Source organism: Pantoea sp. EKM21T (assembly GCF_011800405.1).
GTDB classification, from domain to species: domain Bacteria; phylum Pseudomonadota; class Gammaproteobacteria; order Enterobacterales; family Enterobacteriaceae; genus Pantoea; species Pantoea agglomerans.
The window spans coordinates 1-26,537 of the sequence record NZ_JAALFV010000011.1 but is presented as its reverse complement, the minus strand read 5'-3'; the positions used below and the strand labels follow the sequence as shown (position 1 = coordinate 26,537).

Here is a 26,537-nt window from a genome sequence, read left to right as displayed (position 1 = left end):
ACTGTTATGCAAAAAGTTGTCCTCGCAACCGGCAATCCCGGCAAAGTGCGTGAACTGGCGGAGTTACTCTCCGCCTTTGGTCTGGATATCGTCGCACAGACCGACCTTGGTGTTGAATCAGCGGAAGAGACCGGCCTGACCTTTATTGAGAACGCGATTCTCAAGGCGCGTCACGCGGCACAGATCACCGGATTACCGGCCATTGCCGATGATTCCGGCCTGGCCGTGGATGCGCTGGGCGGCGCGCCCGGCATCTACTCGGCGCGCTACGCCGGTGAAGAGGCCAGCGATCAACAGAACCTGGAGAAGCTGCTGCAGGCGCTGGAAAACGTGCCGGACGGTCAGCGCCAGGCACAATTTCACTGCGTGCTGGTCTATCTGCGTCATGCGGAAGATCCGACCCCGCTGGTGTTCCACGGCAGCTGGCAGGGTGAGATCACCCGCGCCGCCGCTGGTGCCGGTGGTTTTGGTTACGACCCGATTTTCTTTGTCCCGGCGCTGGGTAAAACCGCGGCCGAACTGAGTAAAGCGGAAAAAGGTGCAGTTTCTCACCGGGGTAAAGCATTGACGCTGTTGCTGGAAGCGATGCGTAATGCCTAATCTGCCGCCGTTAAGTCTCTATATCCACATTCCGTGGTGCGTACAGAAATGTCCCTACTGTGATTTTAACTCCCACGCGCTGAAAGATGAGGTGCCGCACGTTGAATACGTGCAGCACCTGCTGCGCGATCTGGAGATCGATTTACCGCTGATCAATGGCCGGGAAGTGCGCACGATCTTCATCGGTGGCGGCACGCCCAGCCTGCTGAGCAGCAGCGCGATGCAGATGCTGATGGATGGTGTGCGGGAGCGTCTGACGCTCTCGCCCGATGCGGAAGTGACCATGGAAGCCAATCCGGGCACCGTGGAAGCGGACCGGTTCAGCGCCTATCAGCGCGCCGGTATCAACCGTATTTCGATTGGCGTACAGAGTTTCAGTCCGCAAAAGCTGCAGCGCCTTGGCCGCATTCACGGCCCGGAAGAGGCGGTCCGCGCCGCTGAACTGGCCGAGTCGCTCTCGCTGCGCAGTTTTAACCTTGACCTGATGCATGGCCTGCCCGATCAGTCGCTGGAAGAGGCGCTCGATGATTTACGTCAGGCGATTGCGCTTAATCCACCGCATCTCTCCTGGTATCAGCTCACGATTGAACCCAACACCCTTTTTGGCTCACGCCCGCCGGTGCTGCCGGATGATGATGCGCTATGGGATATTTTCGAACAGGGCGATCAGCTGCTGCAGGCTGCCGGTTATCAGCAGTATGAGACCTCTGCCTACGCGAAGCCGGGTTATCGCTGTGAGCACAACCTCAATTACTGGCGCTTTGGCGACTATCTGGGGATTGGGTGTGGCGCACACGGCAAGCTGACGCAACCGGATGGCCGCATAGTCCGCACGGTGAAAACCCGTCATCCGCGTGGATTTATGCAGGGGAACTACCGCGAAAAGCAGTATGACGTTGCCGATAGCGACAAGCCGTTTGAATATTTCATGAACCGCTTTCGCCTGCTGGAAGCCGCGCCGCGCGACGAGTTCAGCCGCTATACCGGTTTATCAGAGCAGGTGATCCGTCCGCAGATGGATGCCGCGATTGCCGCTGGTTACGTGACTGAAACCGCGGAGCAGTGGCAGATTACGGAGAAAGGGAAACTGTTCCTGAATTCGCTGCTGGAGCTGTTCTTAGCGGAAGAGTAACAAAAGCGCCTCAGCCCGGCAGGCTGAGGCGTTGACCTATTTTTTCAGTGCGCCGGTAAGCTGTTTACGCTGATCTTCCAGCGAAATAACGCGATTACACACCTCGTGACCGAAGTTCTGGAAATCCTGCTCCTGCTTGCTCCACTCAGCCTGAATCGACTGCTGCAACCCGCCCAGATTACCCATAATCGCCTGCAGCGGATTACTGCCGCCGCTGCCCTGCTTACTGCCCATCTCGTTCAGGCTATCCTGCATCACGCCGCCCAGCGTCGACTGCACCAGCCTTTCACCTTCGGCGCGAACCTGATCAATCGCCTGATGGTGGAACGTCAGCCCATCTTCACGGTGTTCAATGATGCGGTTCATCTGCTGTTTCAGCTGACCATTCAGCGTGGTCAGGCGATTACGCACGTTGCTGTCGGTGCCCAGTTTTTCAACGATGACCTGATCCAGTGCCGCACGCCCTTTCTCCAGACGTGATGTCGCCCCGCTGTCGATCCACGGCAGATCGCGACGCAGCGCGTTCTGATAGTCGATCGCTTTCTGGCGTCCGGCCGTATCGAGCGTGACCTTCTGTCCATTGAACTGCACGTCGCCCTGCGGCGAGATTTCCATATTGCCGTTGGCACCGACCACCTGCACGCTCTGCGGCTTAATCACCACATCGTCCTGCGGCTTAACGCTGCATTCATAGGCAGCCTGAGCCTGGGTTGCTGCTACCAGCAGCACAGCAAGAAGCGCTTTACGCATCATATCTACTCCCTAAGATCGGGTCTGAAACCCTTTGATCGGGCCTCAGCCCGACACTGTGTGACGACTTAGTCCCACCAGACGTCAAAGAGTTCAGTCATCTGAACGTCCTGCAGCTTGCGATCTTCCAGCCATTTACGAACCAGAGCACGATGCTCATCGGTGCATTTGCCGGTTTTCTGCAGGCAAACCAGACCTTCCCACACCAGGTAACCGCTGCCATCGAAGGCCAGGCCGTTAGGGTCGATCGCTTCATTGATGAACTGGTTCAGCGTCTCATCAATTTCGCTTTCGCTGGTGCCTTCCGGGAAGCGCCAGGCAACCGAGAAGCCCAGTTCCTGAAACTCATCGATGTGCAGTTTTTTACGTAAACGACGGCTGCGTTGTGTGGCCATTATTTCACCCTCTCAAACATTAAATCCCATACGCCGTGGCCTAAACGCTGCCCGCGCTGCTCAAACTTGGTCAGTGGACGCGTCTCAGGACGCGGCACATAATTCTGTTGTTCTGACTGGTTGCGGTAACCATCGATGCTGTTCATCACTTCCAGCATATGCTCCGCGTAGGCTTCCCAGTCGGTCGCCATGTGGAAAACGCCGCCCAGCTTCAGTTTACGCATCACCAGCTCGGCAAAAGGCACCTGGACGATACGGCGTTTATTGTGACGCGCTTTATGCCACGGATCGGGGAAGAAGAGCTGAACCATGCGCAGCGAGTTATCCGGAATCATCTTCTCCAGCACTTCCACCGCGTCATGGCACATCACCCGAAGGTTCTGCACATCGGCTTCTTTGGCGGCGGCCAGACAGGCACCCACGCCCGGCGCATGCACTTCAATACCCAGGAAGTTCTGATGCGGCGTGTTCTGCGCCATCGTTACCAGCGAAGCACCCATGCCAAAGCCAATTTCCAGCGTCACCGGGGCTTCGCGGCCAAACAGCGCGGGCAGATCGACAGGCTCCGGCTGATATTCCACCCCCATGACCGGCCACAGGGTGTCCAGCGCCTGCTGCTGGCCTTTGGTTAAGCGGCCCTGGCGGCGCACAAAGCTGCGGATCCGGCGTAATGGCCGCCCGTTCTCATCAAATTCTGGGGTGATGACGTCATTAATCATGTAAAAGCCTGCTGGTTAGCCTGTTCCGGGAAACGGGCATTATGCAAAGTTCATAAGCAGAAGCAAGCCTTTGCAATCTTCCGGTTTACACCCAGGTGCGCATGTGCTGGAATTCCTGCCTGAGTGTAGAGTAAACACGGAAAATTTCCTTCTTATGATGCAAGCGCCGCAGTTCGCGCAACAGGTGCTGGACTGGTATCAGCGCTTTGGTCGCAAAACCCTGCCGTGGCAGCTGGAGAAAACGCCTTACAAGGTGTGGCTCTCCGAAGTGATGCTACAGCAAACCCAGGTTGCCACGGTTATTCCCTATTTTGAACGCTTTATGGCGCGCTTCCCCACGGTTACCGATCTGGCTACGGCTCCGCTGGATGAGGTGTTACATCTCTGGACCGGCCTCGGCTACTACGCCCGTGCGCGTAATCTGCATAAAGCCGCAAAGCAGATTGTCGAGGTTCATCAGGGCGAGTTCCCGCGTAATTTCGATGATGTCTCTGCCCTGCCCGGCGTAGGCCGCTCCACGGCGGGCGCGATCCTGTCGCTGTCACTGGGGCAGCATTTCCCGATTCTGGATGGCAACGTCAAGCGCGTGCTGGCCCGTTGCTATGCTGTCAGCGGCTGGCCGGGTAAGAAAGAGGTCGAAAAGCGGCTCTGGCAGATCAGCGAAGAGGTCACACCCGCCGAGGGCGTCAGCCAGTTTAATCAGGCGATGATGGATCTGGGTGCTATCGTCTGTACCCGATCGAAGCCGAAGTGCGAAATCTGCCCGCTGAACAGCGGTTGTGAGGCGTATGCCAGCAGCAGCTGGGCGAGCTATCCCGGTAAGAAGCCTAAGCAGGTGCTGCCAGAGCGCAGCGGCTGGTTCCTGATGATGCAGGATGGTGATGATGTCTGGCTGGAGCAGCGCCCGCCTGTGGGCTTGTGGGGCGGCCTGTTCTGCTTCCCGCAGTTCACAACGGAAGCGGCGATGACAGACTGGCTGGCGGCCCGCGGCATCCATGCAAAACCGCAGCAGCTTACTGCGTTCCGTCACACCTTCAGCCATTTCCATCTCGATATCGTGCCAATGTGGCTGACGTGGCCTTCTGTCGGGGCGGCGATGGATGAAGCAGGCGGTCTCTGGTATAACTTAGCGCTGCCACCATCTGTGGGATTAGCCGCACCCGTTGAGCGCCTGTTACACGAGCTGCGCCATCCCCGACAACTGGCTTTGAACAGTTGTGAGATTAATGAGGAAGAATAATGAGCCGCACTATTTTTTGTACTTTTTTACAGCGCGACGCGGAAGGACAGGATTTTCAGCTCTACCCGGGCGATCTGGGTAAGCGCATTTACAACGACATTTCCAAAGAAGCCTGGCAGAAGTGGATGGCGAAACAGACCATGTTGATCAACGAGAAGAAGCTCAACATGATGAATCCCGAAGATCGTAAAGTGCTGGAGAAGGAGATGATCAATTTCCTGTTCGAAGGTAAAGACGTTCATATCGAAGGCTATACACCGCCAGAAGCGTAAACATTCCGGGCCTCATCGCTGAGGCCGGTTATCCAGGTCAGGCTTGCATTCTCAATGAATAAAAAATTAATCGCCCTGCTGGTGATAGCACCACTTTTGGTTTCCTGTTCCGGGTCAAAGAAACAGCAGTCCCACGAGGAGTGGGTAAAAGATACCAACGCCTTTGATATTCTGATGGGGCAGTTTGCTCATAATATTGAGAATATCTGGGGTATCAATGAGGTCCTTATCGCCGGACCCAAAGATTACGTCAAATATAGCGACAACTATTACACCCGCAGCCACATTAACTTTGAAAGCGGTAAGCTGACCATCGAGACGATTTCTGGCACCGATCCTATGGCCAGCCTGCGTCAGGCAATCGTGACCACCCTGTTGATTGGCGAAGATCCGGGTAATGTCGATCTCTACTCTGACGCCAACGATATTGAAATCAGTAAAGAGCCGCTGCTGTATGGGCAGGTGCTGGATAATACCGGTCAGCCGATTCGCTGGCAGGGTCGCGCGGAAGCCTTTGCTGACTATCTGATTCAGAATAAATTGCAGCGCCGCACCTCGGGTCTGCATGTGATTTACACCATTTCGATTCCGATGGTGCCGAACCACCTGGATAAGCGTGCGCACAAATACCTGCCGATGGTGCGTAAAGCCGCCGATCAGTATGGTGTTGATGCCTCGTTGATTCTGGCGATTATGCAGACCGAGTCGAGCTTTAACCCCTACGCCGTGAGCCATTCTGATGCGCTGGGTCTGATGCAGGTGGTGCAGCATACTGCCGGTGTTGACGTGTTCCGCATGAAGGGTAAATGGGGCAAGCCGAGCCGCAGCTACCTGCTGGATCCAGAGAACAATATTGATGCGGGTACCGCTTATCTGTCGCTGTTGCAGCGTAGCTATCTGGGCGGCATTCAGGATCCGGTGTCACGTCGTTATGCGGTGATCACCGCCTATAACGGCGGCGCAGGCAGCGTGCTGCGCGTCTTCTCCAGCGATAAAGATCGGGCGTTTTCGATGATTAACGGCATGTCACCGAGCAAGGTTTATTCGACCCTGGCGAACCAGCATCCGTCGGCGGAGTCGCGTCGTTATCTTTATAAGGTGAGTACCGCGCAGAAGAGTTATCGGGGATTCTGATTGGCTCAGCGCTTAAGCGGGGGAGTGTTCGCTGCGCGAACGGGCTTAGGTGCAGCGCCTGAAGCTGGGATTGTTCGCTGCGCGAACAGGCTATGAGAAGGTTTCGTTCGCTTAGCCGCGGGTATGCACTGAGCGGGTTCCGCCCGCCAGGCGGTCAGGAGTGAAGCGCCTGAAGCTGGGATTGTTCGCTGCGCGAACAGGCTATGAAAAGGTTTCGTTCGCCTGATTAGCCGGGCAGTTTCAGATTCGCCTCTGCAGGCGACCGACAAGGGGGCGCCAGTCGCCGCGCCCCCTTGACCCCGGGCTCCGGCCTGCTTCACCGCCGCTTCGCGGTTCCTTCGCCTCTTCAGGATTTCTCACGGAACGGCGGGACGCGCCATCCATGGCGCGAACCCGCCTCTTCGCGACATCCCTGTCGCTCGTCCTGAAATCCCTCATCCGCTCAGCGGCTCTGACGGCCTCCCCACCCCCTCGCTGTTATCTTTTCTTCTTATATTGGGTTCGCTGTCGCTGTGAGTTTGGGATTGCCTCTGACTTTCGGCTCAGCAAACAGAATGGCATTCAACTCGCCCGCTGTTATTTCTGCTTTTATGTTGAGTGCTTTTTCGCTGTAGTTTTTTTGGGATTGCCTCTGACTTTTGGCTCAGCAGACCGAATGTTATTCAACCCACCCGCTGTTATCTCATCTTGTTATGTCGGGTACTTTATCACTGTATTTTTTTGGGATTGCCTCTGACTTTCGGCTCAGCACACAGAATGGCATTCAACCCTACCCGCTGTTATCTCGTTTTCAGGTAACTAAGATTGTTGCGGTGAACTTCAGGAATTGAGACTGGCTTTCAGACCACCAGGCAACTGTGCACCAAAGAAAACATAAAGAAATCACAGGCGGGGGTTTCCCAGAGGCGTCCGAAGCGCTGAGGAACAACCGCAGGCCAGGATGAGCCGACAGGACGTCGGCGAAAGGACGGCACGAGCCAGGGATGGCGAGTCCGGACGGTCCGTCGGCCGCAGGGCGTGACGAAGGCACCCCGCACAGCGGGGCGCGGAGGCAGCCGGACGCCGGGATTGTTAAGGGGCGGGCGTCCGCCCCTTGACGCGTCCGCCTGCTCAGGCAACCTGAAACTCCCCATCGCCTGGCGGGCGGAACCCGCTCAGTGTTAGCACGCTGCTAAGCGAACGAAAACCTCTCACAGCCCGTTCGCGCAGCGAACCCAGGGCCTGCCAGGCAAAACCTGCTCAGTGCATACCCGCTGCAAAGCGTAGCCCGCTGCCAGGCGAAAACCCATTAAGTGCCAGCTCGCTGCAAAGCGTACACCGCCGCCAGGCGAAACCTTCTCAGCCCCGTTCGCGCAGCGAACAAAAAGGCAGGCGGGCCGCTACCCGCCTCTGCCTACGCTCAGATCAGCGCCCCACTATCATATTGGCCACCAGATACTTCCGTCCCTGGTCATCCTCTTCGGTGTAAACGCCCTGCAGCTCTGGCGAGAAGCCAGGCAGCAGATTAAGCCCCTCTTCCAGCGCCAGGAAGTAACGCTGCACCGCGCCGCCCCAGACTTCCCCTGGTACTACGCACAGCACACCCGGTGGATAAGGCAGTGCACCTTCTGCGGCAACCCGGCCTTGCGCTTCGGCTATCGGCACCAGCTCCACTTCGCCGCGAATATAAGCCTGATGCGCATCCTGCGGATTCACCCTGACAGGCGGGAACTCCGCGGCGCGGAACATCAGGCGCTGCAGATCCTTGACGTTGTGACTGACGTAAAGGTCGTGCATCTCCTGACAGAGGCGACGCAGGGTATACCCGGCATAGCGTTCGGCATTTTTGCGGTAAATGGTCGGCAGCACTTCGGCCAGAGGCGCATCCTCTTTGACGTGCTGCTCGAACTGCGCCAGCATCGCCACCAGATTGGCCATCTTCTCCGGACTCTCTGCCGGGGTCAGCAGGAACAGGATTGAGTTGAGATCGCACTTCTCCGGCACAATGCCGTTTTCGCGCAGATAGTTCGCCAGAATGGTCGCCGGAATCCCGAAATCACTATACTCACCGCTGGCCGCATCAATCCCCGGCGTGGTCAGCAGCAGCTTGCAGGGATCCACCCGATACTGATCGCGCGCATAACCCGCGAAACCGTGCCACTTCGCCTGCGGTTCAAAGCTGAAGTAGCGCAGATCGCGGGCGATCGTCTCAGTGGGCGCATCCTGCCAGCGCTGACCATCTACCGTCTCCGGCACAAACGGCAGGATCATCTCACAGCGATCCAGGATCGCTTTACGCGCCTCAATACCCAGCGTGACGCACTCATCCCACATGCGACGCCCCGCTTCGCCCTGATGCATTCTGGCGTTGATATCCAGCGCGGCAAACAGCGGATAAAACGGACTGGTGGATGCGTGCAGCATAAAAGCGTTATTCAGTCGCTTATGCGGGCAGAAGCGGCGCTGTCCGCGAATATGATTATCTTTTTTATGGATCTGCGAAGTCTGCGAAAAACCTGCCAGCTGCTTATGCACTGACTGCGTGACAAAAATGCCGGGATCGTTCTCATTCAGTTGCAGGGTCAGCGGCGAACAGCCTTCCATCAGTGGAATGAACTGCTCATAGCCGAGCCACGCGGAATCAAACAGGATGTAATCACACAGATGGCCGATGCGATCCACTACCTGGCGCGCGTTGTAGACCGTGCCGTCGTAGGTGCCCAGCTGGATGATCGCCAGACGGAAAGGCCGCTCTTCAGCCGCGCGCTGCGGAGCCACGGCCGCGATCTGCTCGCGCAGATAAGCCTCATCAAAACAGTGCGCGTCAATGCCGCCAATAAAGCCGAAAGGATTGCGCGTCGCTTCAAGATAAACCGGGGTCGCGCCCGCCTGAATCAGCGCACCATGATGGTTCGACTTGTGATTGTTGCGGTCGAACAGCACCAGATCGCCACGCGTCAGCAGCGCATTGGTCACCACTTTGTTGGCACTTGAGGTACCGTTGAGCACAAAGTAGGTTTTATCGGCGTTGAACACCTTTGCCGCATACTTCTGCGCATCTTTGGCCGAGCCTTCGTGGATCAGCAGATCGCCCAGTTTGACGTCGGCATTGCACATATCAGAGCGGAAAACATTCTCGCCGTAGAAGTCATAAAACTGTTTGCCCGCCGGATGCTTTTTAAAGAAAGCACCGCCCTGATGTCCGGGACAGGCAAAGGTGCTGTTCTGCATATCGACATAGCGGGTCAGCGTCTCGAAGAAAGGGGGCAGCAGCGCCGCTTCATACGCCTGCGCAGCCGCTTCCAGCGCGATCCACTCCTGCGGATCGCCATTCAGCTCACCGCTGACGCCGGGCAGGTGCATCACCTCTTCTTCAAACGCGTTAGCGACAAACACCGGCAGATTAAAGCCGGTATGACGCAGCAGCGCCAGCACGCCGCTACGGGTATCCGCCAGCGAGACGACAACTGCCGCCACATCGGTGAAGTCGGTGTTATCCAGCGTCACCACGTCTCGCGCAGTGTTCAGGGTCAGACTGGGCGCCACAGCGGCGCTGGCAGCAATTTTCAGTGGAGTCATAACAGAATCCCTAACGTCAGGGAGGAAGTGCCAGAGGCACAATTATGGGGACAGTGCCCCGGCGAATACTTAACAGTCAGAAGGCGTTACGCAGCCCGTGGAGAGCAGATCCATAGCCGCTGCCCGGCTGGCCTCACCGCATGGTGAATAACGGAGATATTGGAAAAGAGGAAAACCCGGTGAGCGCCGGAAAAAGCGAACGGTAATCCGGGCGGATGCGCGGTGAACCGGACATGGCGACGTCCTCTGTGGCAAAGAAGCAGGGTCAAAAAGTGGCGGTCATAATGTCATCTTTTTCAGGCATGGACAACCCGAACCAGTTAATTATTCAGTCACCCTATTCGCATGTAACAACATGATTTTTATAGTCTATTTATCATAAAAAATTCACAATACGACTAATTATCTGAATTATATGCAGATTTATGCACTTAACTCACTGCCGCTGTCAGCCTGTTTTTCCGCTCGTATCGTCTTCATTGCCGGGAGACGGGGCCATTGCCCTACCGCATTGCATCTGCCAGGCGTAAACTGATCTTCTCTTTCCCACTCTGCCGGAGGCTGCATGTTCAAGGCACTGGTCATTGAAAATGACGAACAAGGTTACCGTTCCCTGCTGAAAGATCTCCCCGAATCTCAACTGCCTGACCACGATGTCACGCTCGACGTCAGCTACTCATCCCTGAACTACAAAGATGCCCTGGCTATCTGTAACAAAGGCCCGATTGTGCGCCAGTTCCCGATGGTGCCAGGTATCGATTTTGTTGGCCGGGTGACGGCCAGCCGCCATCCCGACTGGAAAGAGGATGATGTGGCGCTGCTGACGGGCTGGGGCGTGGGCGAAAAACAGTGGGGCGGCCTGGCACAGAAAGCCAGCGTCAGCGGCGACTGGCTGGTGCGCCCGCCCGCCACGCTGAGTCCGCTGCAAACCATGGCAATCGGTACGGCGGGACTGACCGCAATGCTCTGCGTGATGGCGCTGGAAAAACAGGGCATCACACCTGAACAGGGGCCGGTACTGGTAACCGGTGCCAGTGGCGGCGTCGGCAGCTATAGCGTCAGCCTGCTGGCGCGTCTGGGTTATCAGGTGATCGCTTCCAGCGGGCGCACCAGCGACCATACCTATCTGATCGAAACGCTGGGCGCGGCATCGGTCATTGACCGTGAAGAACTCTCCCAACCCGGCAAGCCACTGGCAAAAGAGCGCTGGGCCGCCGCGATAGACAGCGTCGGCAGTTACACCCTGGCGAATGTGCTGGCCGCCACCCAGCGCGACGGCGCGGTTGCCGCCTGTGGTATGGCGCAGGGACTCGACCTGCCAGCCAGCGTCGCACCCTTTATTTTGCGTGGCGTTACGCTGGCCGGTGTCGATAGCGTGATGTGTCCGAAGCCGCTTCGTCAGCAGGCGTGGCAACGACTCGGTGAGCTGATGGATAGCGAACGGCTCAGTAAGCTGAGCCGGGTGATCCCGCTAAGTGAAGCCAGAGAAGGTGCGCAGGCATTGCTGGATGGTAAAGTGCAGGGTCGTCTGATTGTCGACTGCCGCTAAGCCTGTTTAAAGGCGCGTTTCGCGCCTTTAACGATCGGCTCGCTGCAGCCGTTTTATAAGTCCTTCCAGCACGAACTGTGTCCCCTGCTCCATCACCGATTTCGGATCGCCGCTGAACTGATGGCACTCCGCTTCGTCTCTGCCGTCGGGCAATACCCAGCCAAACCAGATGGTGCCCGCCGGTGTACCATCTTCGCCGCCATCCGGTCCGGCATAGCCGGTAATGGATAATCCGACCGGCTCGCCGGAGCGGGCGCAGGCGCCCTGCACCATCTCCCGCGCCGTCTGTTCGCTCACCGCCGTATGCTGTTTCAGCGTGTCAGGGCGCACCCCCAGCAGACGGATTTTGGCATTTTCGCTGTAGGTGACAAAGCCGCTGGTATAAAAGTCTCCGCTGTTTTCCACCGCGGCCAGCGTCATGCTGATCAGCCCGGCGGTACAGGATTCGGCGGTCGCCAGATGAAGTCCGGAAGAGAGTAAAATATTCCCCAGTTGCTCAGCGGTCTGATCTAATGATTTTGCCATTATGGTCTCCTTGAATCTGTCCGGAACTCCAGGTATAGCGCAAAATCAGCGAATAAAACCGCGCAAGGCGATGTTTTTAAAGCGAAACGGTCGGATTTACCCGCAGAATAACGGTCACTTTACTCGTCGCCTCTATCCCTCAGCAATAGAGGATGGGAGCTGTGCGTCAGCATTTTTTAAATCTTTGTTCGGTACTGTGGTTTCAGTTGTCAGCGCGGGTCACCCCGCCGGATGGCCTCTCTGCGACAGATGCACAGGCGGCCTGAAACAGGGTGGCGAGCAACATCTGCTAAAACTGACGCGGTTGCGTCAATCTCCGAAAACGTGGTGACATAGGCGCGAATTGCCTGATTAATTGTTAGTATTCGCTCACTTGCTTGCTGGCATCACAAAAACGGCTCTGCATAAAAGCCGTAAAAAAGCAGAACAGCATGTGGATGAAGTAAAGATCGCACCTGGTCAGACGCAATTAAGCATTTTTTTAAATAGATTTATGAATTCATAAATAACCACAGCGCACAAATTGTTAACCCGAATGCATTGGCATTTATCAACACGTAAAGGAATAGAGTTATGGCGCAAAAACCTGTGGTTGTTATTCACTACTGTATGCAATGCAACTGGCTGATGCGGTCAGCGTGGATGGCACAGGAACTTCTGCATACCTTCGCTGAGGATCTGGCGGAAGTGACGCTGAAACCGGGCACCGGCGGTATCTTTGAGATTACGCTGGATGAGCATCTGCTGTGGGAACGTAAGCGGGATGGTGGCTTCCCGGATGCGACCACGCTGAAACAGCGTGTACGGGACATCTGCTTCCCGGATCGTACGCTGGGCCACATCGACAAACACAAAACTGAAGTCAGCTAACTCCGCGATTAGCTGAGGGTGATTTTTTCTGCCGCGTCGTGCAGCGCCTTAATCAGCGTCTGCAGCGCGGCTTCTGAGATATCTTCCTGCGCAAGCCGCCGGTTCAGCGCGACCTTCAGCCCATGAATCGCCTGCTCAACAGCAGGAATGCTGCGGTTATTGACCAGAATCGCCAGCGTAGAGAGACGTGTAATCAGGCTGCTGACCGTTTCACGGTTCTCTGCCAGCTGCGCCTCTCCCGCTGCCGTCAGGCGGTAGGCTTTACGCGTTGCCTGCGCATCCAACACCTGAATCGCCTCCATCTCTTCCAGCAGCGTCAGGTTGGGGTAAATGATCCCCGGACTGGGCGAATACTCTCCCTTTGACAGCTCCTCAACAGACTTGATCAGCTCATAGCCGTGCGCAGCATTCTGCGCCAGGAAATGGAGCATCAGCAGGCGAATCTCACTCGCTTCCAGCATCTTTTCACGTCGCTTGCGCCGTCCGCTGCAACTGCCTGCGCGCGCAGTCTGATCCTCAGATGAAGTGGAAGTCGGATGCTGTTTCATGGTCTGCCCTGCTGCGAAAAAAGTGGGATTGATGGTAGTGCGCCGCCTGGCAAAACTCAATTGCCTTAGCGGCTTACTTCTGGTGCCAGTAGGCCACCGCCCGCACGAAGTCACTGTTGAGGCCGCGCTGCACCGTAAAGTAGTCACACAGCGCTTTAACAAACTCACCTTCGCCGGTCAGCCAGACAAAGTAATCTTCCGTCGGGATAGTGATCTGATCCAGCCGGGCAATCAGCTGGCTGAGCTGCGCTTTCTGCATCTGGCCGCTGCCGAGCCAGTTTGTCGTCACATCAGCCGTATCAGATAAATAGTCGCGGCCCGTCGCTTCATCGGTAAAAGCATAGAGATGCAGCGCCTGCGCCCGGGCGTCACGCTGACGGCGCGCAAAAGCCGGCAGCCCGGTTTCATCACAGACATAGAGCTGGAATGCGTAATCGGTCGGCACCACCAGCGAACCGCGTGGGCCGCCGACAATCAACCGATCGCCAGGCTGCGCCTGAGTTGCCCAGTCACTGGCTACGCCCTGCTCATGAATATAGAAATCGAGGGTCAGTGAAGATTCACCATCGAATTCCATCGGTGTGTAATCACGCGCCTGCGGACGCAGCCCTTCGGGCCAGACAATCCCCGCATCGGTGATTTGTGGCAGAGCCAGTGTGGCTCCTTCAGCGGAAGGGAAGAAAACCTTAATGTGGTCATCAAAGCCTGGCGACGTAAAGCCGGCCAGATCGCTGCCGCTGAACCGGATACGCCAGAATTTACCGGCAATGTTAGTTTTACTCGCGACCTGAATATGACGGAAACGCAATTCATTACGGACGCGCTGTGGTACACGCTGATCGGCTGATACAGGCAAAATTTCTCTCCTGAAACGGGATGGATGCCCGTGACTCAAAGGCATGCTGATAATAATGGAATAACAATCATTCTCATCTGAAGTGCCAAGATTAGCTATGATATATCTTCACTACAAGAACGAAAAATGCGATCCAGCGGCTTAAGATATATTTTATGCCTGTACGGGTGTGCGTAGTGCAGACGAAGAGCGGCCCTGATAAGAGCGTTCAGTGAGAGGTAAGCAGCAGGTGCGGGGTGTTTACGGGTCAGGCAGAGAAGGCGGAAACTGTCCGGCTCCTGACGAGCCGGGCATGATGTTGCGCCGCACATTCTGGCAGCGCGTGACCACTTACAGTGTGTCGTTGAATCCTGAGAGGGAAGGATTGCTGCTGGTGTGTTCCGGCAGCTCACCATCACCCAGAATTTCATGCTGGGTGGCCTGAGAGTGCGGATGCAGCCCGGCAGGAGGTGAAAAAGGTTCAGCCTGTTGTGCCATCGCCATGACAGGCAATGCCAGGATCAGTGAAATCATTAAGCGTCGCATAGTTGTCTTCGTTTGTTTTTTTGACCAGAAAAGGCCTGAAATGCAGGTAAATATTCCAGCCCTGGCACAGATGCACGATGATTCAGGCATGGCAGGGTTTCGGGGGAGGATTTTACGCCAGAACGGCGAGTTATTTTATAAAATCGTGCGGTTTGTCACGGTTTACCGCACGAATTATGCATTAACAGGGTCGGGAGCCACACCCCCTGCCCTGCTGGCTACGCCTGCATCACCGGAATAGAAAAAACGCCGCTCAGCCAGTCGGGCTTACAGTGCGCAAAATCGAGACGCAGCAGATCTTTACCCGGACGACGTGACACACCCAGTGCTGGCAGATGCTGATAGTAGATATCCTCGATAAAGCGTGTCAGCTGCTCCGGGCTGCCGCTCCAGCGGATCGACGCATAGAGTCCACTAACCTCGCTCCAGCTGGCGGTGTTGTCACCCAGCAGCCCGGCATGTTGCGGCTCCAGCGCCTGAAACAGGCTGATATTTTGCTGATCAGCAGAGCTATGGCCCGGGCCATACTGAAAGCCTAACCAGCCATGCGACACGCGGCCGCCCGCCAGCGCCACCAGTTGCCGCGCCTGTTCAGCCACCCGGTGATCGCGATCGGCAATGTAATCGCCAAACTTACACTCCCACTCCAGCGTTTCTCCGCACAGATGCAGCTCTTCCTCACGCTCCACCAGCGTTGCACGCTCTGCCAGCGATCGCACCAGAATGCGGCCATGGAAGTTTTTAACCGGCAAATGGGGAATACGGCGAAACGCGCCAGGCGTCAGCGAAAAGTGACCTTTGAATACCCGGGTAAAATTTTGCTGGTTATCAAAACCAAAACGTACGGCGATATCGATCAGCGTCATGCGGGTCAGACGCAGCGCCATAGCGGCCATCGTCAGACGCCGTTTACGGGTGTAAGCCGCCAGGGTCTGTCCGGTCATCTCCTTAAACATGCGCTGCATGTGCCATTTGGAATAACCTGACTTGAGGGTAATCTGATCGATATTAAGATCGTCGGTGAGATTGGCTTCAATCCACTCGACCAGATCGTTGATGTGCTGTTTTTTAATGGCCTGACTGAGCATGATGGCGATTTACGACGCGGGTTAGGACTGGGATTTCAGTTACAAAAGGATAACAAAAATCGCAAATCGGTGTAAGGAAAGGGTAAGCATTGCGCGCCCGTTCAGGGCGTTTCCGCATTAATTGCTTAGGTTACTAACTAAAAAAGGCTGACTTACGTCAGCCTTCTGATTATTGATAAAAACTGCGCCGGATAGCTTTAAGACGGAGCCTGCGACAACTAATGACTGCGCATTCCGGCCGCAGTCATCATCATGCGGAACAGCGAGGCGACAACGCCTAGCGCAAGTACGCTGGCGGCATAGATAAACACCAGCCACATCACACGCTTCCACCATGGCGCTTTCGTTTCTTCATTGTGATTGTGGTCTTTCATGCTGCTGAGGCTTTTCATATCAATGATATCCTGCGTCTGCTTTGATTTTTCCACGGAACACGTAGTAGCTCCAGAAGGTGTAGCCCAGGATCATCGGGATAATCAGCAGGCTACCCACCAGCATAAAGGCCTGGCTCTGCGGCGGTGAGGCGGCAGCCCAGATGGTCACTGATGGCGGAATAATGTTTGGCCAGATACTGATGCCCAGCCCGGAGAAGCCCAGGAAGATCAGCGCCAGCGTCAGCAGGAACGGTGAATAGTGCGCCTCGCGCTTAATGGCGCGCACAATGCCCCAGGAACAGAGCAGCACCAATACCGGAACCGGCAGGAACAGGAACAGGTTGGGTTTGCTGAACCAGCGATGCGCGATATCCGCATGCGCAAACGGTGTCCACAGGCTGATGATGCCGATAATCACTAACAGCGCAATCACCAGCGGCGTAGCCAGCGCAGACATTTTACGGTGCAGCTCGTTCTCGGTCTTCATGATAAGCCAGGTGCAGCCCAGCAACGCGTAGGCAACAACCAGACCCACGCCGCAGAACAGCGGGAACGGTGCCAGCCAGTCCATTGCGGAACCGGCAAAACGACGTCCCTCAACAGGAATACCATCCAGCAACGCACCCACGGCCACACCCTGACTGAAGGTGGCGATGACTGAACCGGCAATAAACGACTTGTCCCAGAACGCCCGATGGCCTTCTACGGCCTTGAAGCGGAACTCAAAGGCGACACCACGGAAAATCAGGCCAATCAGCATAGCGGTCAGCGGAATCGACAGCGCATCGGCAATCACCGCATAGGCCAGCGGGAACGCGCCGAACAGGCCAGCACCACCCAGAACCAGCCAGGTTTCATTTCCGTCCCAGACCGGCGCGACGGTGTTAACCATCATGTCGCGCTCGCCAGCATCTTTATTGAACGGGAACAGCAGACCAATACCCAGGTCGAAGCCATCCATCACGATATACATCAGGGTTGCGAAAACGATAATCGCAAACCAGATAACGGAATAATCGATCATCTTAGTGGTCTCCATCCTTAAAGGTGGCAGCGGAAAGCGGACGCGCCGGGGTTTTCTTCTGACCAGGACCACCCTCTTCGGTGATATGGCCTTCGCCGGTAACCGGTCCCTGCTTAATCAGACGCATCATGTAGTGATACCCCACGCCGAACACCGAGCTGTAGACCAGAATAAAGGCCAGCAGGCTGATGCTCATGTGCATATCCCCATGTGCCGAGACCGCATCAATCGTGCGCTGCACGCCATAGACCACCCACGGCTGACGACCGATTTCAGTGGTAAACCAGCCTGCCAGAATCGCAATCAGACCCGACGGCCCCATCAATAGCGCAAACCACAGGAAAGGACGCGACTCATAGAGACGCCCTTTAAAACGCAGCCACAGGCTGACTACGCCCAGCGTAATCATCAGCAGGCCCAGCGCCACCATCACGCGGAAGGACCAGAAGATGACCGTTGAATTAGGCCGGTCCTCTTTCGGGAAGGACTTCAGCGCCGGGACCTGCTTGTCCAGGCTATGCGTCAGAATCAGGCTGCCAAGATAAGGCACCTCCAGCGCATACTTGGTACGTTCCTGCTCCATGTCGGGGATCCCGAACAGGATCAGCGGTGTGGCTTCCCCCGGTGGGTTTTCCCAGTGCCCTTCAATCGCCGCGATTTTGGCAGGCTGGTGTTCCAGCGTATTCAGACCATGAGCATCACCAATCATCGCCTGAATCGGCGCGACAATCAGTGCCATCCACAACGCCATTGAGAACATCTTGCGGATTGCGGGATTGTTATTCCCCTTCAGCAGATGCCAGGCCGCCGACGATCCCACAAAGAAAGCACTCGCCAGGAACGCCGCTACGGACATATGGAACAGGCGATACGGGAATGAGGGGTTAAAGACGATTTTGAACCAGTCCTGCGGAACCACGATGCCATTCTGAATGATGTAGCCCTGAGGCGTATGCATCCAGCTGTTAGAGGCCAGGATCCAGAAGGTGGAAATCAGCGTACCGAGGGCGACCATGCAGGTGGCAAAGAAGTGCAGCCCGGGACCCACGCGATTCCAGCCAAACAGCATCACGCCCAGGAAGCCCGCTTCCAGGAAGAACGCCGTCAGTACTTCATAGGTCAGCAGCGGACCGGTGATACTGCCAGCAAACTCCGAGAAGCCGCTCCAGTTCGTCCCGAACTGATAAGCCATGACCAGTCCTGATACCACACCCATGCCGAAGTTAACGGCAAAGATTTTCGACCAGAAGTGGTAGAGATCGCGATAGGTGTGATCGCGGGTTTTGAGCCACATACCTTCGAGCACGGCCAGAAAACTGGCGAGACCGATGGTGATGGCGGGAAAGATAATATGGAAGGAAACAGTAAATGCGAACTGAATCCTGGCCAGATGAAAGGCATCTAATCCGAACATTGCTTACCTCTTTGCCACATAGAACACCATGTATTTACTTATAATTAACAACTTAAGCCTGATGCGCCTGGTTCTCTGCGCTTATTGAAATTCCCGCCGCAAATTTAAAACTATTCGCGGCGAGGAAATAGAAACAGTGGGGTTAATGAAAACTATAACAGTCTTTATTGATTCTGATCATTGTTTTTGACGGGAATTATTTATTTAAAAATAAGGCCTAAAGGTTAATCAGAGCGTGTTTATGTGTCGTTAATGTTACGGTAATTTGTACTTTAAAAATCGATAGCGCTAAAGCGAACCTTGTCTGAAAAATGCCTTCAACAGGCTGTTTTCAGACACTATTTTGTTATAAACCCTGATTGAGAAAAGGTCAAATTTAAGAGACTCCAAATTAAATACCCTTATTTTTTAACAGGTTAAAAGAGTAAATAGTTACCTCTGCCGCTTTGTTTGCTTTTTTGCTTTTTCCTGGCTAATGCAGCTATAACTTCTGACAGAAAATACGCAGAACGGCGCTTTTAAGCGCCATCAGAGATGTTAATAAAATGAGTCAAAAAGGAGGTATGAATTAACAGCGCGCTGCGGGCAGTCGATTATTTCGGGCCTGAGGTTCATAAAACGATTTAATAACCAGCAACCGTGCGAAAAGAGCGCCGGGATTATTTGCGCTGCCGTTACGTTATCGCGCTTTCAGGAAGTGAGATGACAGACAAATGGGGTCAGAAATTTTGCAGCGAGTATACCCATGCCGTCACGTTATGACGGCTGATACAGGGTGATTTTACTCTGCCGCAGATTTTTCGCGCTGTGCCAGAATCCGGCTCAGGTTCAGCTCCAGCCAGTCAGCCAGCCCCACAACCTGTTCACCGACTTCGCGTCCAAGCGGGGTTAAGCGATATTCCACGTGCGGTGGCACCACATCGTAGGCGATACGCTGCACGAAGCCATCTTCTTCCAGGTAGCGCAGATTCTGCGCCAGCATCCGCTCGCTGACGCCACCGACCGTCCGGCGCAACGCGCTGAAGCGCAGCGTCTGGTCCTGCAGGGCCAGCAGAATTAATACGCTCCAGCGGCTGGTTACGCGTTTTAGCACGTCACGTGACGGGCAGTTGACGTTGAGCAATTCACCGCGGATAAATTTTTCACTCATTTTTTCAGACATTTAACTTATCCACCTCAAACTAACAATTCTGTAAGTACTTACTAAAAATTAGTTTATACACTAGTCTGAATTTCACCAACAGCCACAGGAGTATTAACATGATTGCAGTTACAGGTGCCACCGGCCAGCTGGGCCGTTTCGTGATTGATGCATTACTGAAAAAAGTCCCGGCGGGAGAAATTGTTGCCGCCGTCCGTACGCCTGCCAAAGCGGCCGATCTCGCAGCGCTGGGCGTCATTGTCCGTCAGGCCGATTATGGTCAGCCAGAGACGCTGGAGGCCGCTTTTGCAGGCGTGGATAAGCTGCTACTGATCTCCGGTAGTGAAGTGGGCCAGCGTGAAGCGCAGCATAAAGCCGTCATTGAGGCTGCTCGGGCGGCGGGCGTGGGCTTTATCGCTTACACCAGCCTGCTGCATGCGGATACCTCGCCGCTGGGCCTTGGCGTTGAACACCGTGCAACAGAAGCGCTGCTGAAAGCCTCTGGCATCCCGTTCGCCCTGCTGCGTAACGGCTGGTACAGCGAGAACTACGCAGCCAGCATCCCACCGGCGCTGGCGCATCATGCGTTTATTGGCGCAGCAGGCGAAGGTCGTATCGCCTCGGCAGCGCGTCAGGATTACGCCGAAGCGGCGGCAGAAGTAATGACCCGTGAGGATCAGGCGGGCAAAGTGTATGAACTGGCAGGTGATGACAGCTACACGCTGGCGCAGTTTGCTGCGGAGATTGCCGCGCAGAGCGGTGAAAAGGTTGATTACGTCAATCTCTCTCAGAGTGAGTTTGCGGCGGCGCTGAAAAACGCAGGCCTGCCAGAAGGTCTGGCGGAAATGCTGGCGGATTCTGATGCCGGTGCAGAGAAAGGCGGTTTGTTCGATGACTCCCGTCAGCTAAGCCAGCTCATCGGTCGCCCCACCACCACCTGGCAGGCAGTCATTCGCGCGGCACTGGCAAATCGTTAATTCTGTCGTTCATGAGCGGACAATCGGGTCCGCTCACCTCACTCTCCTGTCCGAATTCCCGTTGGGTATGCCACTTTCTGCACTCTTTGCGGCTGCTGTTTCTTTTACAAAATGTGAATAAACGCCAGTTTTCTTCAGGTTAAATTTTTTTATTCAGGTCGCTAAGAGATTCATCTGAAATGCGTTTTTTGTGAACAGCGTTATATTTGGTTGAATTGTCTGGAATTTATCCAAAAACCTCGATTAATCGACAATATTTATTACGTTCATAGATATTCTGCATTGTTGTTCCGGGGGAGGAGAGGTCTATAATTTGTCCTTTGTGCAACCACGACCGCTCAGGAGGCCGTTATTAATACCCATCGCCAGCAACAAAATGCACTTGAAGAGGTTCGTGCCGGGGCGGAAGTTGAGTATCAATACGATCCCCATGAACTGAAGCTGGATCGCATGCAGGATTCTGAACCGGAGCCGGAGCTGATTGAAGGCTTGCCGGCGCCGGATGCGCTGACCCCTGCCGATCGTTATCTGGAACTGTTTGAACATGTTCAGATGTCGCGGATTTTCGAGGACAGCAAAACCTTCCCCGACTGTTCGCCAAAGTACGATCCGCTGGATGTGCTGATGCGCTATCGTCGACAGAAACGCAGCAGTGATTTTGACCTGTCGCGTTTTGTCGCCGATCACTTTTATCTGCCTGGCGTAAACGAAAGCTTTTATGTCTCCAACCCGGATAAAACGCTCAATGAGCATATCGACGACCTGTGGCCGGTTCTGACCAAAATGCCGCAGCAGCATATGCCGCACTCATCGCTGCTGCCATTACCCAAACCCTATGTGGTGCCGGGCGGACGTTTTGGCGAAACCTACTACTGGGACTCTTACTTCACCATGCTCGGCCTGGCAGAATCGGGCCGCGACGATCTGCTGCGTCACATGGCGGATAACTTTGCCTGGCTGATCGATAACTACGGTCATGTGCCAAACGGAAACCGTACCTATTACCTCAGCCGCTCGCAGCCGCCGGTGTTTGCCCTGATGGTTGAGCTGTTCGAAGAAGATGGCGTGCGCGGTGCTAAGCGCTATCAGGAACAGCTGATGAAGGAATACCAGTTCTGGATGGACGGTGCCGGTTCACTGATGCCGAACCAGGCTTATCGTCACGTGGTGCGGATGCCAAACGGCTCACTGCTGAACCGCTACTGGGATGACCGCGATACGCCGCGTGATGAGTCGTGGATAGAAGATGTGGAAACCGCCCGCGAATCGAAACGTCCGGCCAGCGAAGTGTATCGTGACCTGCGTGCCGGAGCGGAATCGGGCTGGGATTACTCCTCGCGCTGGCTGCGTAACCCGAAACGGCTGTCGAGCATCCGTACCACGCAGTTTATTCCTATCGATCTGAACTCGTTCCTGTACAAGCTGGAGCTGATGATCGCCACCCTGTCGCACGCGAAAGGGGAAGAGCTGACCGCGCTGGCCTGGCAGAAAAAAGCGGAAGCGCGCAAGCGTGCGATTACCCGTTATCTCTGGGACAGCACCGCCGGTGTGTTCCGTGACTACGACTGGCGTCGGGAGCGTTTCGGTGCCTTTACCGTCGCCTCCGTGGTTCCGCTATTTGTCGGTCTTGCGACGCCGCATCAGGCGCACCTGCAATCGATCTCGCTGCGCCATCTGCTATTGAGCAACGGCGGCCTGCTGACCTCAATGGTGGAAAGCGGTGAGCAGTGGGATCGACCCAACGGCTGGGCACCGATGCAGTGGATGGCGGTTGTTGGCCTGAATAATTACGGTGAAGAGACGCTGGCGACTGAAGTGGCAGTGAACTGGCTCAACACGGTCAACAACTTCTATCAGTTGCACCATAAGCTGGTAGAGAAGTATGACATCAGCGGCGAGCGCGCCCGTCCTGGTGGCGGTGGTGAGTATCCGTTACAGGATGGATTCGGCTGGACTAACGGCGTCACACGTAAGCTGATGACGATGTATGGGCATTTAATGGCTGACTGAGTAGCGCAGCCGGTAAACCTTTAAAACGCAAAAAGCCGGGTTTTCCCGGCTTTTTCATGTTTCATGCAGGCTATTCAGCGCTACTTCTTCGCTTCAGTGCCTGGTTGTGACGCACGTTGCAGGAACTGCTGTGTCACTTCAGGCAGGTGCTGCAGCAGCCACTCCGCCATCGCCACTTCCTGATCGCGGATCTCATTCAGTATGCGTACGCCCTGCGCATCACCAACCTGCTCAGCCGCAGCGATCAGGCTGGTGTAGCTGGCGATCTCGGCATTCTCGAATACATAGCCACTGATGGCGCCCTTCACCACTTCATCTGAGTTAAACATGCCGCCCACGGCCTGGCCGGTGGCTGCCATTTTGCCTATCGCATCTTTCATTACAGAGTGATCGATACCGTGGCTGTCGAGCAGCTGTTCCAGCAGAGTCAGCTGATGTTTGGTCTCTTCAAGATGTTGCGCCAGACGCTGTTCCAGCGCCGGATAGTGTTCAAGACGACCTGACATCTTGCTCAGCATGCTTTCTGCTTGTTTTTCCATCGCATGCGCATCGCGCAGCCAGTCGTGATAATGTTCAATCGCAGTCATGTGTTGCTCCTTAAGAGACGGTAATAGAGTCGGCTACCGAGGTGAGCTTCTCATCCGTTTGCTTCTCTTCATTCAGGGTTTCTTCCAGCAGCTGTGCGGCTTTGGTGTAACCCAGCTTCAGCGCCAGCGCATGCAGGGTACCGTAGGTGGCAATCTCATAATGCTCAACTTTCTGCGCCGCACCGATCAGTCCATGATCGCGAATCTCGCCCTTCTCGACCGAGTCGATAATTTCCTGCGCTTCTTCAACCAGACCTTCCAGCGCATGACATTTCATTCGTTTGATTTTGACTTCAGGTGTCACTTCCACCAGTTCGTCGAGTCGTTCAATCTGAGCACGGGTCTCTTCCAGATGCTGATTAAACGCAGCGATAAGATTTTCGTCACTGGCTGCACGCGCCATTTTAGGCAATGCACGGGTTATCTGCTTCTCAGCGCTGTATACATCGGATAAGTCATGGATGAACAGGTCGTTTAACGTTTTCACTGTCATAAGATAGCCTCATTGATTAAAAAGCTGCGTCTGTAATAACGCAGCGCCAGTCATATCGTTGACACCTGAAAAGTCTAGTGGAGATTCTTAATATCGCACGCTGCATCAGTATGAATTTAAGACAAAAGTGGCATGTAAAATGCACTTTCCTTTTTACAGCAACGCGTTAGCTAAAAATTGTTTTTAAGATTGCGGCTTCGCTAGCAGTGCTGGATTTTGTACAAAGTGATAAATCGTTGTATACATTTTTTAAGATTAACTGCATAAAAAAGTACCACTCGAAACTTATCTGTACAAAGTTGTATTTAACGGTACAGCTTTAATCGATAGGAAATAAAAAACCGGAAGGGAAAACCCTTCCGGTTCAATTCACAGCTCCCGCCATTGCCAATGATGGAGCAATGACATAATTCAGGGTGTAATTATCTTCACGAGGAACTAAAAAGATTCAAAATGCCCGGCTAACAGAGTAACCCTGCCGTTACAGCAGTGTTAAAGACGTTCAGCTCCGGCGGCTAACCTTACCTCCCTTGCGCCCCGCTTCAATGGCACGTTCAGGATCGTTTTTGAAGTTACCGCCGCTTTTCTGGCCTCCTTTGCGCCCTGCTTCAGCAGCACGCTCTTTGTCGGCCGCAAAATTCCCGGCCCCACCGCGATATTGAGTCATATGCGTCCTCTTTGAATTTTAAAAATTGGAATTTGCACAGTTAACGCTTCATCAGGCCGATTCAGCAACATAAATGTAGACAGAAAATCGGACCGATCAAGTGAGATAAATAAAAAACCCGTCACAGTTCTGGTTTATTGGCCGTCCTACCCTCAACCGGATTGATAACGGATTTCAACCATCGCTCTTTTCTATTCATAAAAGAGCCGCAGCATGAAAAATATTTATAACGAAAATCGCCGCGCCCTATTAATCGATCATTTTCAAAAAAAGTCCAATTGAAAAAATATAAGCGAAGCGGCAAAGAGATAATTTCATCAATATCAGGTAGTGAAGATGATCAACAAACCATCAAATTCCCCAAGCGAAGCGCTAATTAGAAATCTGAAACGCTGCTTTTACGTTAAAAATAAGCGAAGCGTGACGCATTGATAGCACCAGTTAAAAATAGCCTGAATCGATCAATAAACGATCAATTATGCTGGTTAGATGAAAATTTTTATTAAAAAGAGAGGTCAGATTTAGCACTGATATCTGAATATAACCGAAGCGGCAAGATTCAGGTATTTGGTGGCAAAAAGCGGGTTTTCGGAATAGTACTAAAAAGCCCTTTCTGCGGGGATACGCATAAATTTTGCATGCCTGCCAAAAGGGGAACTCAACATTATGAGTAAGATCGAGCAAAGCCATGAGGGAGATTGTGCGTTAATGGCAGGCAAAACATATGCCCTGTTCAGCAGAGTCAGAGGGAGTCGGGAAAAGTGGAATCAAAAGCGACACCGCGCTTGCCATTTTTCTTGATACGGTACATCGCTTCATCAGCACGCTGCAGTGCAGTATCAAAGTCATCTTTGTCCTGCGCCTGAGACACACCGACAGACGCCCCAATGAGGGCATGCCCGTTTGCCATATCAAAAGGTGCCATTACCGCGTCAAGACAGGCGTGCGCCAGTTTCTTTACCCGCGGATGGTTCAGCGCCCAGGGTATTAACAACACAAACTCGTCGCCGCCCAGTCGGCCAATGATCACTTCTGCCGGAGAGAGTTCCGTAAACCGCTGACTTAACTGGATGAGGACTTCATCTCCGCTGCGGTGCCCCAGGGTGTCGTTGACGTGTTTGAAGTTATCCAGGTCAATAAAGACCACGCAGAGCGGTCCCTGAGCTTTCATTTCACCGAAATAATTCTGCAGAGCATGGCGATTGTTGAGCAGCGTAAGGGGATCGTGCAGCGCCAGCAGGGCGAGCTGCTCCTCATATTGCTTCTCTTTGGTCATATCGATGTGAGTGCCGATCACTTTAACCGGCTCTCCGTATGCATTCCATTCGCTGACCCGGCCCCGATCCAGCACCCACGTAATGCTGCCATTTTTGGCGATCATGCGGTGCAGAGCCTCGTAATAAGGCGCTTTCCCGGCGATGTGGTCGTTGAATGCCTGTAGAACGTCGGCGGCATCATCGGGATGCAGGCTCTCTTTCCAGGATTCAAAGTTGGCGTCGGTCTCTTTCGGCTGGAAGCCCAGCATCGCCCCCCAGCGCCGGTTGAAGATCACCAGTTTGCCGCTGGGAATATCCAGCTGCCACAGGAACAACCCGGTACCATCCAGCGCCGCATTAAGTTTTGTGCGGGCGTCATGCGCTATACGCTTCAGACGCGCATTGTGCTTTTTGAGGTTCTGTATCTGCAGACGCAGCGCTTCTTCTGACATAACCGTGTGAGAGGAGGAAAAAGGGGTATTGTGCCTGTCAGGCTGATTCTGTAAAGGGTGGCCTATAAAACACGATTAGCCGCGGTCAATTGCAGGCTGGACAGGATATCAGGCGGTGCCAGTCTGGCAATGCAGCACAGAGGCAAACCTGCCAATTGATTTCGCCATGAAATCTGTTTGTGTTGCTACAGGGTTGAGAAGTGGAATGGGCGCGGGAGAGGCGAAATTCGGAATGTTCGGGAATGGCGGGAGTCTGTCGAACCTTCGATGACGGGTTCGCCCCATAAACGCAAAAACCCGCCAGAGGCGGGTTCTTTAAAGATGGTGCCCGAACCCGGACAAAAATGCCGGGAGCATTTTTGCATCGCGTGCCAGCGCGAC

General features: G+C 54.5%; 26 protein-coding genes. 9 read left to right on the top strand and 17 right to left on the bottom strand.

Annotation, left to right across the window (positions count from 1 at the left end; genetic code table 11):
• Nucleotides 1-6 precede the first annotated feature (6 nt).
• Both HFD87_RS19500 and hemW read left to right on the top strand, forming a co-directional pair.
• Nucleotides 7-600 (top strand): XTP/dITP diphosphatase, encoded by a 594-nt coding sequence (locus tag HFD87_RS19500; RefSeq protein WP_010671072.1) that lies wholly within the window; start codon nucleotides 7-9, stop codon nucleotides 598-600.
• A complete protein-coding gene (hemW, locus tag HFD87_RS19495; RefSeq protein ID WP_010248883.1) occupies nucleotides 593-1,732 on the top strand; it encodes a radical SAM family heme chaperone HemW in 1,140 nt (379 codons plus the stop codon). The genes HFD87_RS19500 and hemW overlap by 8 nt, the downstream gene beginning before the upstream one ends.
• A gap of 36 nt (nucleotides 1,733-1,768) precedes the next feature.
• Here the strand turns inward: hemW and HFD87_RS19490 are convergent, their stop codons facing one another.
• From HFD87_RS19490 to trmB, 3 genes are all read right to left on the bottom strand, one after another.
• Nucleotides 1,769-2,485: a DUF2884 domain-containing protein gene (locus tag HFD87_RS19490; RefSeq protein WP_010248885.1), complete on the bottom strand. Its 717-nt coding sequence runs from the start codon at nucleotides 2,483-2,485 to the stop codon at nucleotides 1,769-1,771.
• Between the two features lie 65 nt (nucleotides 2,486-2,550).
• A complete protein-coding gene (locus HFD87_RS19485) occupies nucleotides 2,551-2,877 on the bottom strand; it encodes a YggL family protein (RefSeq protein WP_003853403.1) in 327 nt (108 codons plus the stop codon).
• Nucleotides 2,877-3,596, bottom strand: a complete 720-nt coding sequence (trmB, locus tag HFD87_RS19480) for a tRNA (guanosine(46)-N7)-methyltransferase TrmB (RefSeq protein WP_010248887.1) — start codon at nucleotides 3,594-3,596, stop codon at nucleotides 2,877-2,879. The genes HFD87_RS19485 and trmB overlap by 1 nt, the downstream gene beginning before the upstream one ends.
• Nucleotides 3,597-3,750: 154 nt before the next feature.
• Here trmB and mutY point away from each other — a divergent pair, with 154 nt between their 5' ends.
• From mutY to mltC, 3 genes are read left to right on the top strand one after another with little or no spacing between them, the layout of a single operon-like run.
• On the top strand, nucleotides 3,751-4,836 hold the full coding sequence (mutY, locus tag HFD87_RS19475) for an A/G-specific adenine glycosylase (protein ID WP_167423822.1): 1,086 nt from the start codon (nucleotides 3,751-3,753) through the stop codon (nucleotides 4,834-4,836).
• Nucleotides 4,836-5,108 (top strand): oxidative damage protection protein, encoded by a 273-nt coding sequence (locus tag HFD87_RS19470; RefSeq protein ID WP_003853409.1) that lies wholly within the window; start codon nucleotides 4,836-4,838, stop codon nucleotides 5,106-5,108. Before mutY ends, HFD87_RS19470 begins: the two co-directional genes overlap by 1 nt.
• 54 nt (nucleotides 5,109-5,162) lie before the next feature.
• Complete coding sequence (mltC, locus tag HFD87_RS19465; protein WP_010248892.1) at nucleotides 5,163-6,242, top strand: membrane-bound lytic murein transglycosylase MltC; 1,080 nt, start codon at nucleotides 5,163-5,165, stop codon at nucleotides 6,240-6,242.
• Between the two features lie 1,404 nt (nucleotides 6,243-7,646).
• Here the strand turns inward: mltC and HFD87_RS19460 are convergent.
• A complete protein-coding gene (locus HFD87_RS19460) occupies nucleotides 7,647-9,800 on the bottom strand; it encodes an ornithine decarboxylase (protein ID WP_022623848.1) in 2,154 nt (717 codons plus the stop codon).
• Between the two features lie 565 nt (nucleotides 9,801-10,365).
• Between HFD87_RS19460 and HFD87_RS19455 the strand changes: the two genes are divergently transcribed.
• Nucleotides 10,366-11,349 carry an MDR family oxidoreductase gene (locus HFD87_RS19455; RefSeq protein ID WP_022623849.1) on the top strand — a complete coding sequence of 328 codons (984 nt, stop codon included), beginning with the start codon at nucleotides 10,366-10,368 and terminating at the stop codon, nucleotides 11,347-11,349.
• Between the two features lie 27 nt (nucleotides 11,350-11,376).
• Here the strand turns inward: HFD87_RS19455 and HFD87_RS19450 are convergent, their stop codons facing one another.
• Nucleotides 11,377-11,874 carry a CinA family protein gene (locus tag HFD87_RS19450; RefSeq protein WP_010248900.1) on the bottom strand — a complete coding sequence of 166 codons (498 nt, stop codon included), beginning with the start codon at nucleotides 11,872-11,874 and terminating at the stop codon, nucleotides 11,377-11,379.
• 573 nt (nucleotides 11,875-12,447) lie between these two features.
• Here HFD87_RS19450 and HFD87_RS19445 point away from each other — a divergent pair.
• Nucleotides 12,448-12,744 carry a SelT/SelW/SelH family protein gene (locus HFD87_RS19445; protein WP_010248912.1) on the top strand — a complete coding sequence of 99 codons (297 nt, stop codon included), beginning with the start codon at nucleotides 12,448-12,450 and terminating at the stop codon, nucleotides 12,742-12,744.
• A gap of 8 nt (nucleotides 12,745-12,752) precedes the next feature.
• On the opposite strand, the gene HFD87_RS19440 is transcribed toward HFD87_RS19445, so the two are convergent.
• The 8 genes from HFD87_RS19440 to HFD87_RS19405 form a co-directional block, all read right to left on the bottom strand.
• A complete protein-coding gene (locus HFD87_RS19440) occupies nucleotides 12,753-13,292 on the bottom strand; it encodes a PadR family transcriptional regulator (RefSeq protein WP_167423821.1) in 540 nt (179 codons plus the stop codon).
• Between the two features lie 73 nt (nucleotides 13,293-13,365).
• Entirely contained in the window at nucleotides 13,366-14,148 is a 783-nt protein-coding gene (locus HFD87_RS19435; RefSeq protein WP_167423820.1) for a siderophore-interacting protein, read from the bottom strand.
• Nucleotides 14,149-14,478: 330 nt separating this feature from the next.
• The gene (locus HFD87_RS19430) at nucleotides 14,479-14,673 is read right to left on the bottom strand and encodes a hypothetical protein (protein ID WP_010671084.1); all 195 of its coding nucleotides are present in this window, start codon (nucleotides 14,671-14,673) and stop codon (nucleotides 14,479-14,481) included.
• Nucleotides 14,674-14,891: 218 nt separating this feature from the next.
• Entirely contained in the window at nucleotides 14,892-15,761 is an 870-nt protein-coding gene (locus HFD87_RS19425; protein ID WP_122889627.1) for a helix-turn-helix domain-containing protein, read from the bottom strand.
• 218 nt (nucleotides 15,762-15,979) lie between these two features.
• A complete protein-coding gene (locus HFD87_RS19420; RefSeq protein WP_010671086.1) occupies nucleotides 15,980-16,153 on the bottom strand; it encodes a DUF2474 domain-containing protein in 174 nt (57 codons plus the stop codon).
• Between the two features lies 1 nt (nucleotide 16,154).
• The gene (gene cydB / locus HFD87_RS19415) at nucleotides 16,155-17,159 is read right to left on the bottom strand and encodes a cytochrome d ubiquinol oxidase subunit II (RefSeq protein WP_010248926.1); all 1,005 of its coding nucleotides are present in this window, start codon (nucleotides 17,157-17,159) and stop codon (nucleotides 16,155-16,157) included.
• 1 nt (nucleotide 17,160) lies between these two features.
• Complete coding sequence (locus HFD87_RS19410) at nucleotides 17,161-18,573, bottom strand: cytochrome ubiquinol oxidase subunit I (RefSeq protein WP_010671087.1); 1,413 nt, start codon at nucleotides 18,571-18,573, stop codon at nucleotides 17,161-17,163.
• A 781-nt stretch (nucleotides 18,574-19,354) separates the two neighbouring features.
• Nucleotides 19,355-19,735: a helix-turn-helix domain-containing protein gene (locus tag HFD87_RS19405; protein WP_010248931.1), complete on the bottom strand. Its 381-nt coding sequence runs from the start codon at nucleotides 19,733-19,735 to the stop codon at nucleotides 19,355-19,357.
• 98 nt (nucleotides 19,736-19,833) lie between these two features.
• On the opposite strand from HFD87_RS19405, the gene HFD87_RS19400 reads away from it, so the two are divergent.
• Entirely contained in the window at nucleotides 19,834-20,691 is an 858-nt protein-coding gene (locus HFD87_RS19400; RefSeq protein ID WP_010671088.1) for an SDR family oxidoreductase, read from the top strand.
• Nucleotides 20,692-21,042: 351 nt separating this feature from the next.
• A complete protein-coding gene (treF, locus tag HFD87_RS19395; RefSeq protein ID WP_045139632.1) occupies nucleotides 21,043-22,701 on the top strand; it encodes an alpha,alpha-trehalase TreF in 1,659 nt (552 codons plus the stop codon).
• A gap of 80 nt (nucleotides 22,702-22,781) precedes the next feature.
• Here the strand turns inward: treF and HFD87_RS19390 are convergent, their stop codons facing one another.
• The 4 genes from HFD87_RS19390 to HFD87_RS19375 all read right to left on the bottom strand — a co-directional run bounded on the left by HFD87_RS19390 (nucleotide 22,782) and on the right by HFD87_RS19375 (nucleotide 26,156).
• Nucleotides 22,782-23,288 (bottom strand): ferritin-like domain-containing protein, encoded by a 507-nt coding sequence (locus HFD87_RS19390; protein WP_010248938.1) that lies wholly within the window; start codon nucleotides 23,286-23,288, stop codon nucleotides 22,782-22,784.
• Nucleotides 23,289-23,298: 10 nt separating this feature from the next.
• The gene (locus HFD87_RS19385; protein ID WP_010248940.1) at nucleotides 23,299-23,781 is read right to left on the bottom strand and encodes a ferritin-like domain-containing protein; all 483 of its coding nucleotides are present in this window, start codon (nucleotides 23,779-23,781) and stop codon (nucleotides 23,299-23,301) included.
• Between the two features lie 502 nt (nucleotides 23,782-24,283).
• The gene (locus HFD87_RS19380) at nucleotides 24,284-24,448 is read right to left on the bottom strand and encodes a general stress protein (protein WP_004571242.1); all 165 of its coding nucleotides are present in this window, start codon (nucleotides 24,446-24,448) and stop codon (nucleotides 24,284-24,286) included.
• Between the two features lie 742 nt (nucleotides 24,449-25,190).
• Nucleotides 25,191-26,156 carry a sensor domain-containing diguanylate cyclase gene (locus HFD87_RS19375; protein WP_167423819.1) on the bottom strand — a complete coding sequence of 322 codons (966 nt, stop codon included), beginning with the start codon at nucleotides 26,154-26,156 and terminating at the stop codon, nucleotides 25,191-25,193.
• Nucleotides 26,157-26,537 lie beyond the last annotated feature (381 nt).

What these genes read in the sequence shown, in the direction of transcription:
- HFD87_RS19385 (WP_010248940.1), bottom strand. Translation starts at nt 23,781, where the DNA reads ATGACAGTGAAAACGTTAAACGACCTGTTCATCCATGACTTATCCGAT.
- HFD87_RS19450 (WP_010248900.1), bottom strand. Translation starts at nt 11,874, where the DNA reads ATGGCAAAATCATTAGATCAGACCGCTGAGCAACTGGGGAATATTTTA.
- mutY (WP_167423822.1), top strand. Translation starts at nt 3,751, where the DNA reads ATGATGCAAGCGCCGCAGTTCGCGCAACAGGTGCTGGACTGGTATCAG.
- HFD87_RS19490 (WP_010248885.1), bottom strand. Translation starts at nt 2,485, where the DNA reads ATGATGCGTAAAGCGCTTCTTGCTGTGCTGCTGGTAGCAGCAACCCAG.
- HFD87_RS19445 (WP_010248912.1), top strand. Translation starts at nt 12,448, where the DNA reads ATGGCGCAAAAACCTGTGGTTGTTATTCACTACTGTATGCAATGCAAC.
- HFD87_RS19405 (WP_010248931.1), bottom strand. Translation starts at nt 19,735, where the DNA reads ATGTCTGAAAAAATGAGTGAAAAATTTATCCGCGGTGAATTGCTCAAC.
- HFD87_RS19380 (WP_004571242.1), bottom strand. Translation starts at nt 24,448, where the DNA reads ATGACTCAATATCGCGGTGGGGCCGGGAATTTTGCGGCCGACAAAGAG.
- HFD87_RS19390 (WP_010248938.1), bottom strand. Translation starts at nt 23,288, where the DNA reads ATGACTGCGATTGAACATTATCACGACTGGCTGCGCGATGCGCATGCG.
- HFD87_RS19430 (WP_010671084.1), bottom strand. Translation starts at nt 14,673, where the DNA reads ATGCGACGCTTAATGATTTCACTGATCCTGGCATTGCCTGTCATGGCG.
- HFD87_RS19420 (WP_010671086.1), bottom strand. Translation starts at nt 16,153, where the DNA reads ATGAAAAGCCTCAGCAGCATGAAAGACCACAATCACAATGAAGAAACG.
- cydB (WP_010248926.1), bottom strand. Translation starts at nt 17,159, where the DNA reads ATGATCGATTATTCCGTTATCTGGTTTGCGATTATCGTTTTCGCAACC.
- HFD87_RS19410 (WP_010671087.1), bottom strand. Translation starts at nt 18,573, where the DNA reads ATGTTCGGATTAGATGCCTTTCATCTGGCCAGGATTCAGTTCGCATTT.
- HFD87_RS19460 (WP_022623848.1), bottom strand. Translation starts at nt 9,800, where the DNA reads ATGACTCCACTGAAAATTGCTGCCAGCGCCGCTGTGGCGCCCAGTCTG.
- HFD87_RS19470 (WP_003853409.1), top strand. Translation starts at nt 4,836, where the DNA reads ATGAGCCGCACTATTTTTTGTACTTTTTTACAGCGCGACGCGGAAGGA.
- HFD87_RS19375 (WP_167423819.1), bottom strand. Translation starts at nt 26,156, where the DNA reads ATGTCAGAAGAAGCGCTGCGTCTGCAGATACAGAACCTCAAAAAGCAC.
- mltC (WP_010248892.1), top strand. Translation starts at nt 5,163, where the DNA reads ATGAATAAAAAATTAATCGCCCTGCTGGTGATAGCACCACTTTTGGTT.
- HFD87_RS19400 (WP_010671088.1), top strand. Translation starts at nt 19,834, where the DNA reads ATGATTGCAGTTACAGGTGCCACCGGCCAGCTGGGCCGTTTCGTGATT.
- HFD87_RS19440 (WP_167423821.1), bottom strand. Translation starts at nt 13,292, where the DNA reads ATGAAACAGCATCCGACTTCCACTTCATCTGAGGATCAGACTGCGCGC.
- HFD87_RS19500 (WP_010671072.1), top strand. Translation starts at nt 7, where the DNA reads ATGCAAAAAGTTGTCCTCGCAACCGGCAATCCCGGCAAAGTGCGTGAA.
- HFD87_RS19425 (WP_122889627.1), bottom strand. Translation starts at nt 15,761, where the DNA reads ATGCTCAGTCAGGCCATTAAAAAACAGCACATCAACGATCTGGTCGAG.
- HFD87_RS19455 (WP_022623849.1), top strand. Translation starts at nt 10,366, where the DNA reads ATGTTCAAGGCACTGGTCATTGAAAATGACGAACAAGGTTACCGTTCC.
- trmB (WP_010248887.1), bottom strand. Translation starts at nt 3,596, where the DNA reads ATGATTAATGACGTCATCACCCCAGAATTTGATGAGAACGGGCGGCCA.
- HFD87_RS19485 (WP_003853403.1), bottom strand. Translation starts at nt 2,877, where the DNA reads ATGGCCACACAACGCAGCCGTCGTTTACGTAAAAAACTGCACATCGAT.
- hemW (WP_010248883.1), top strand. Translation starts at nt 593, where the DNA reads ATGCCTAATCTGCCGCCGTTAAGTCTCTATATCCACATTCCGTGGTGC.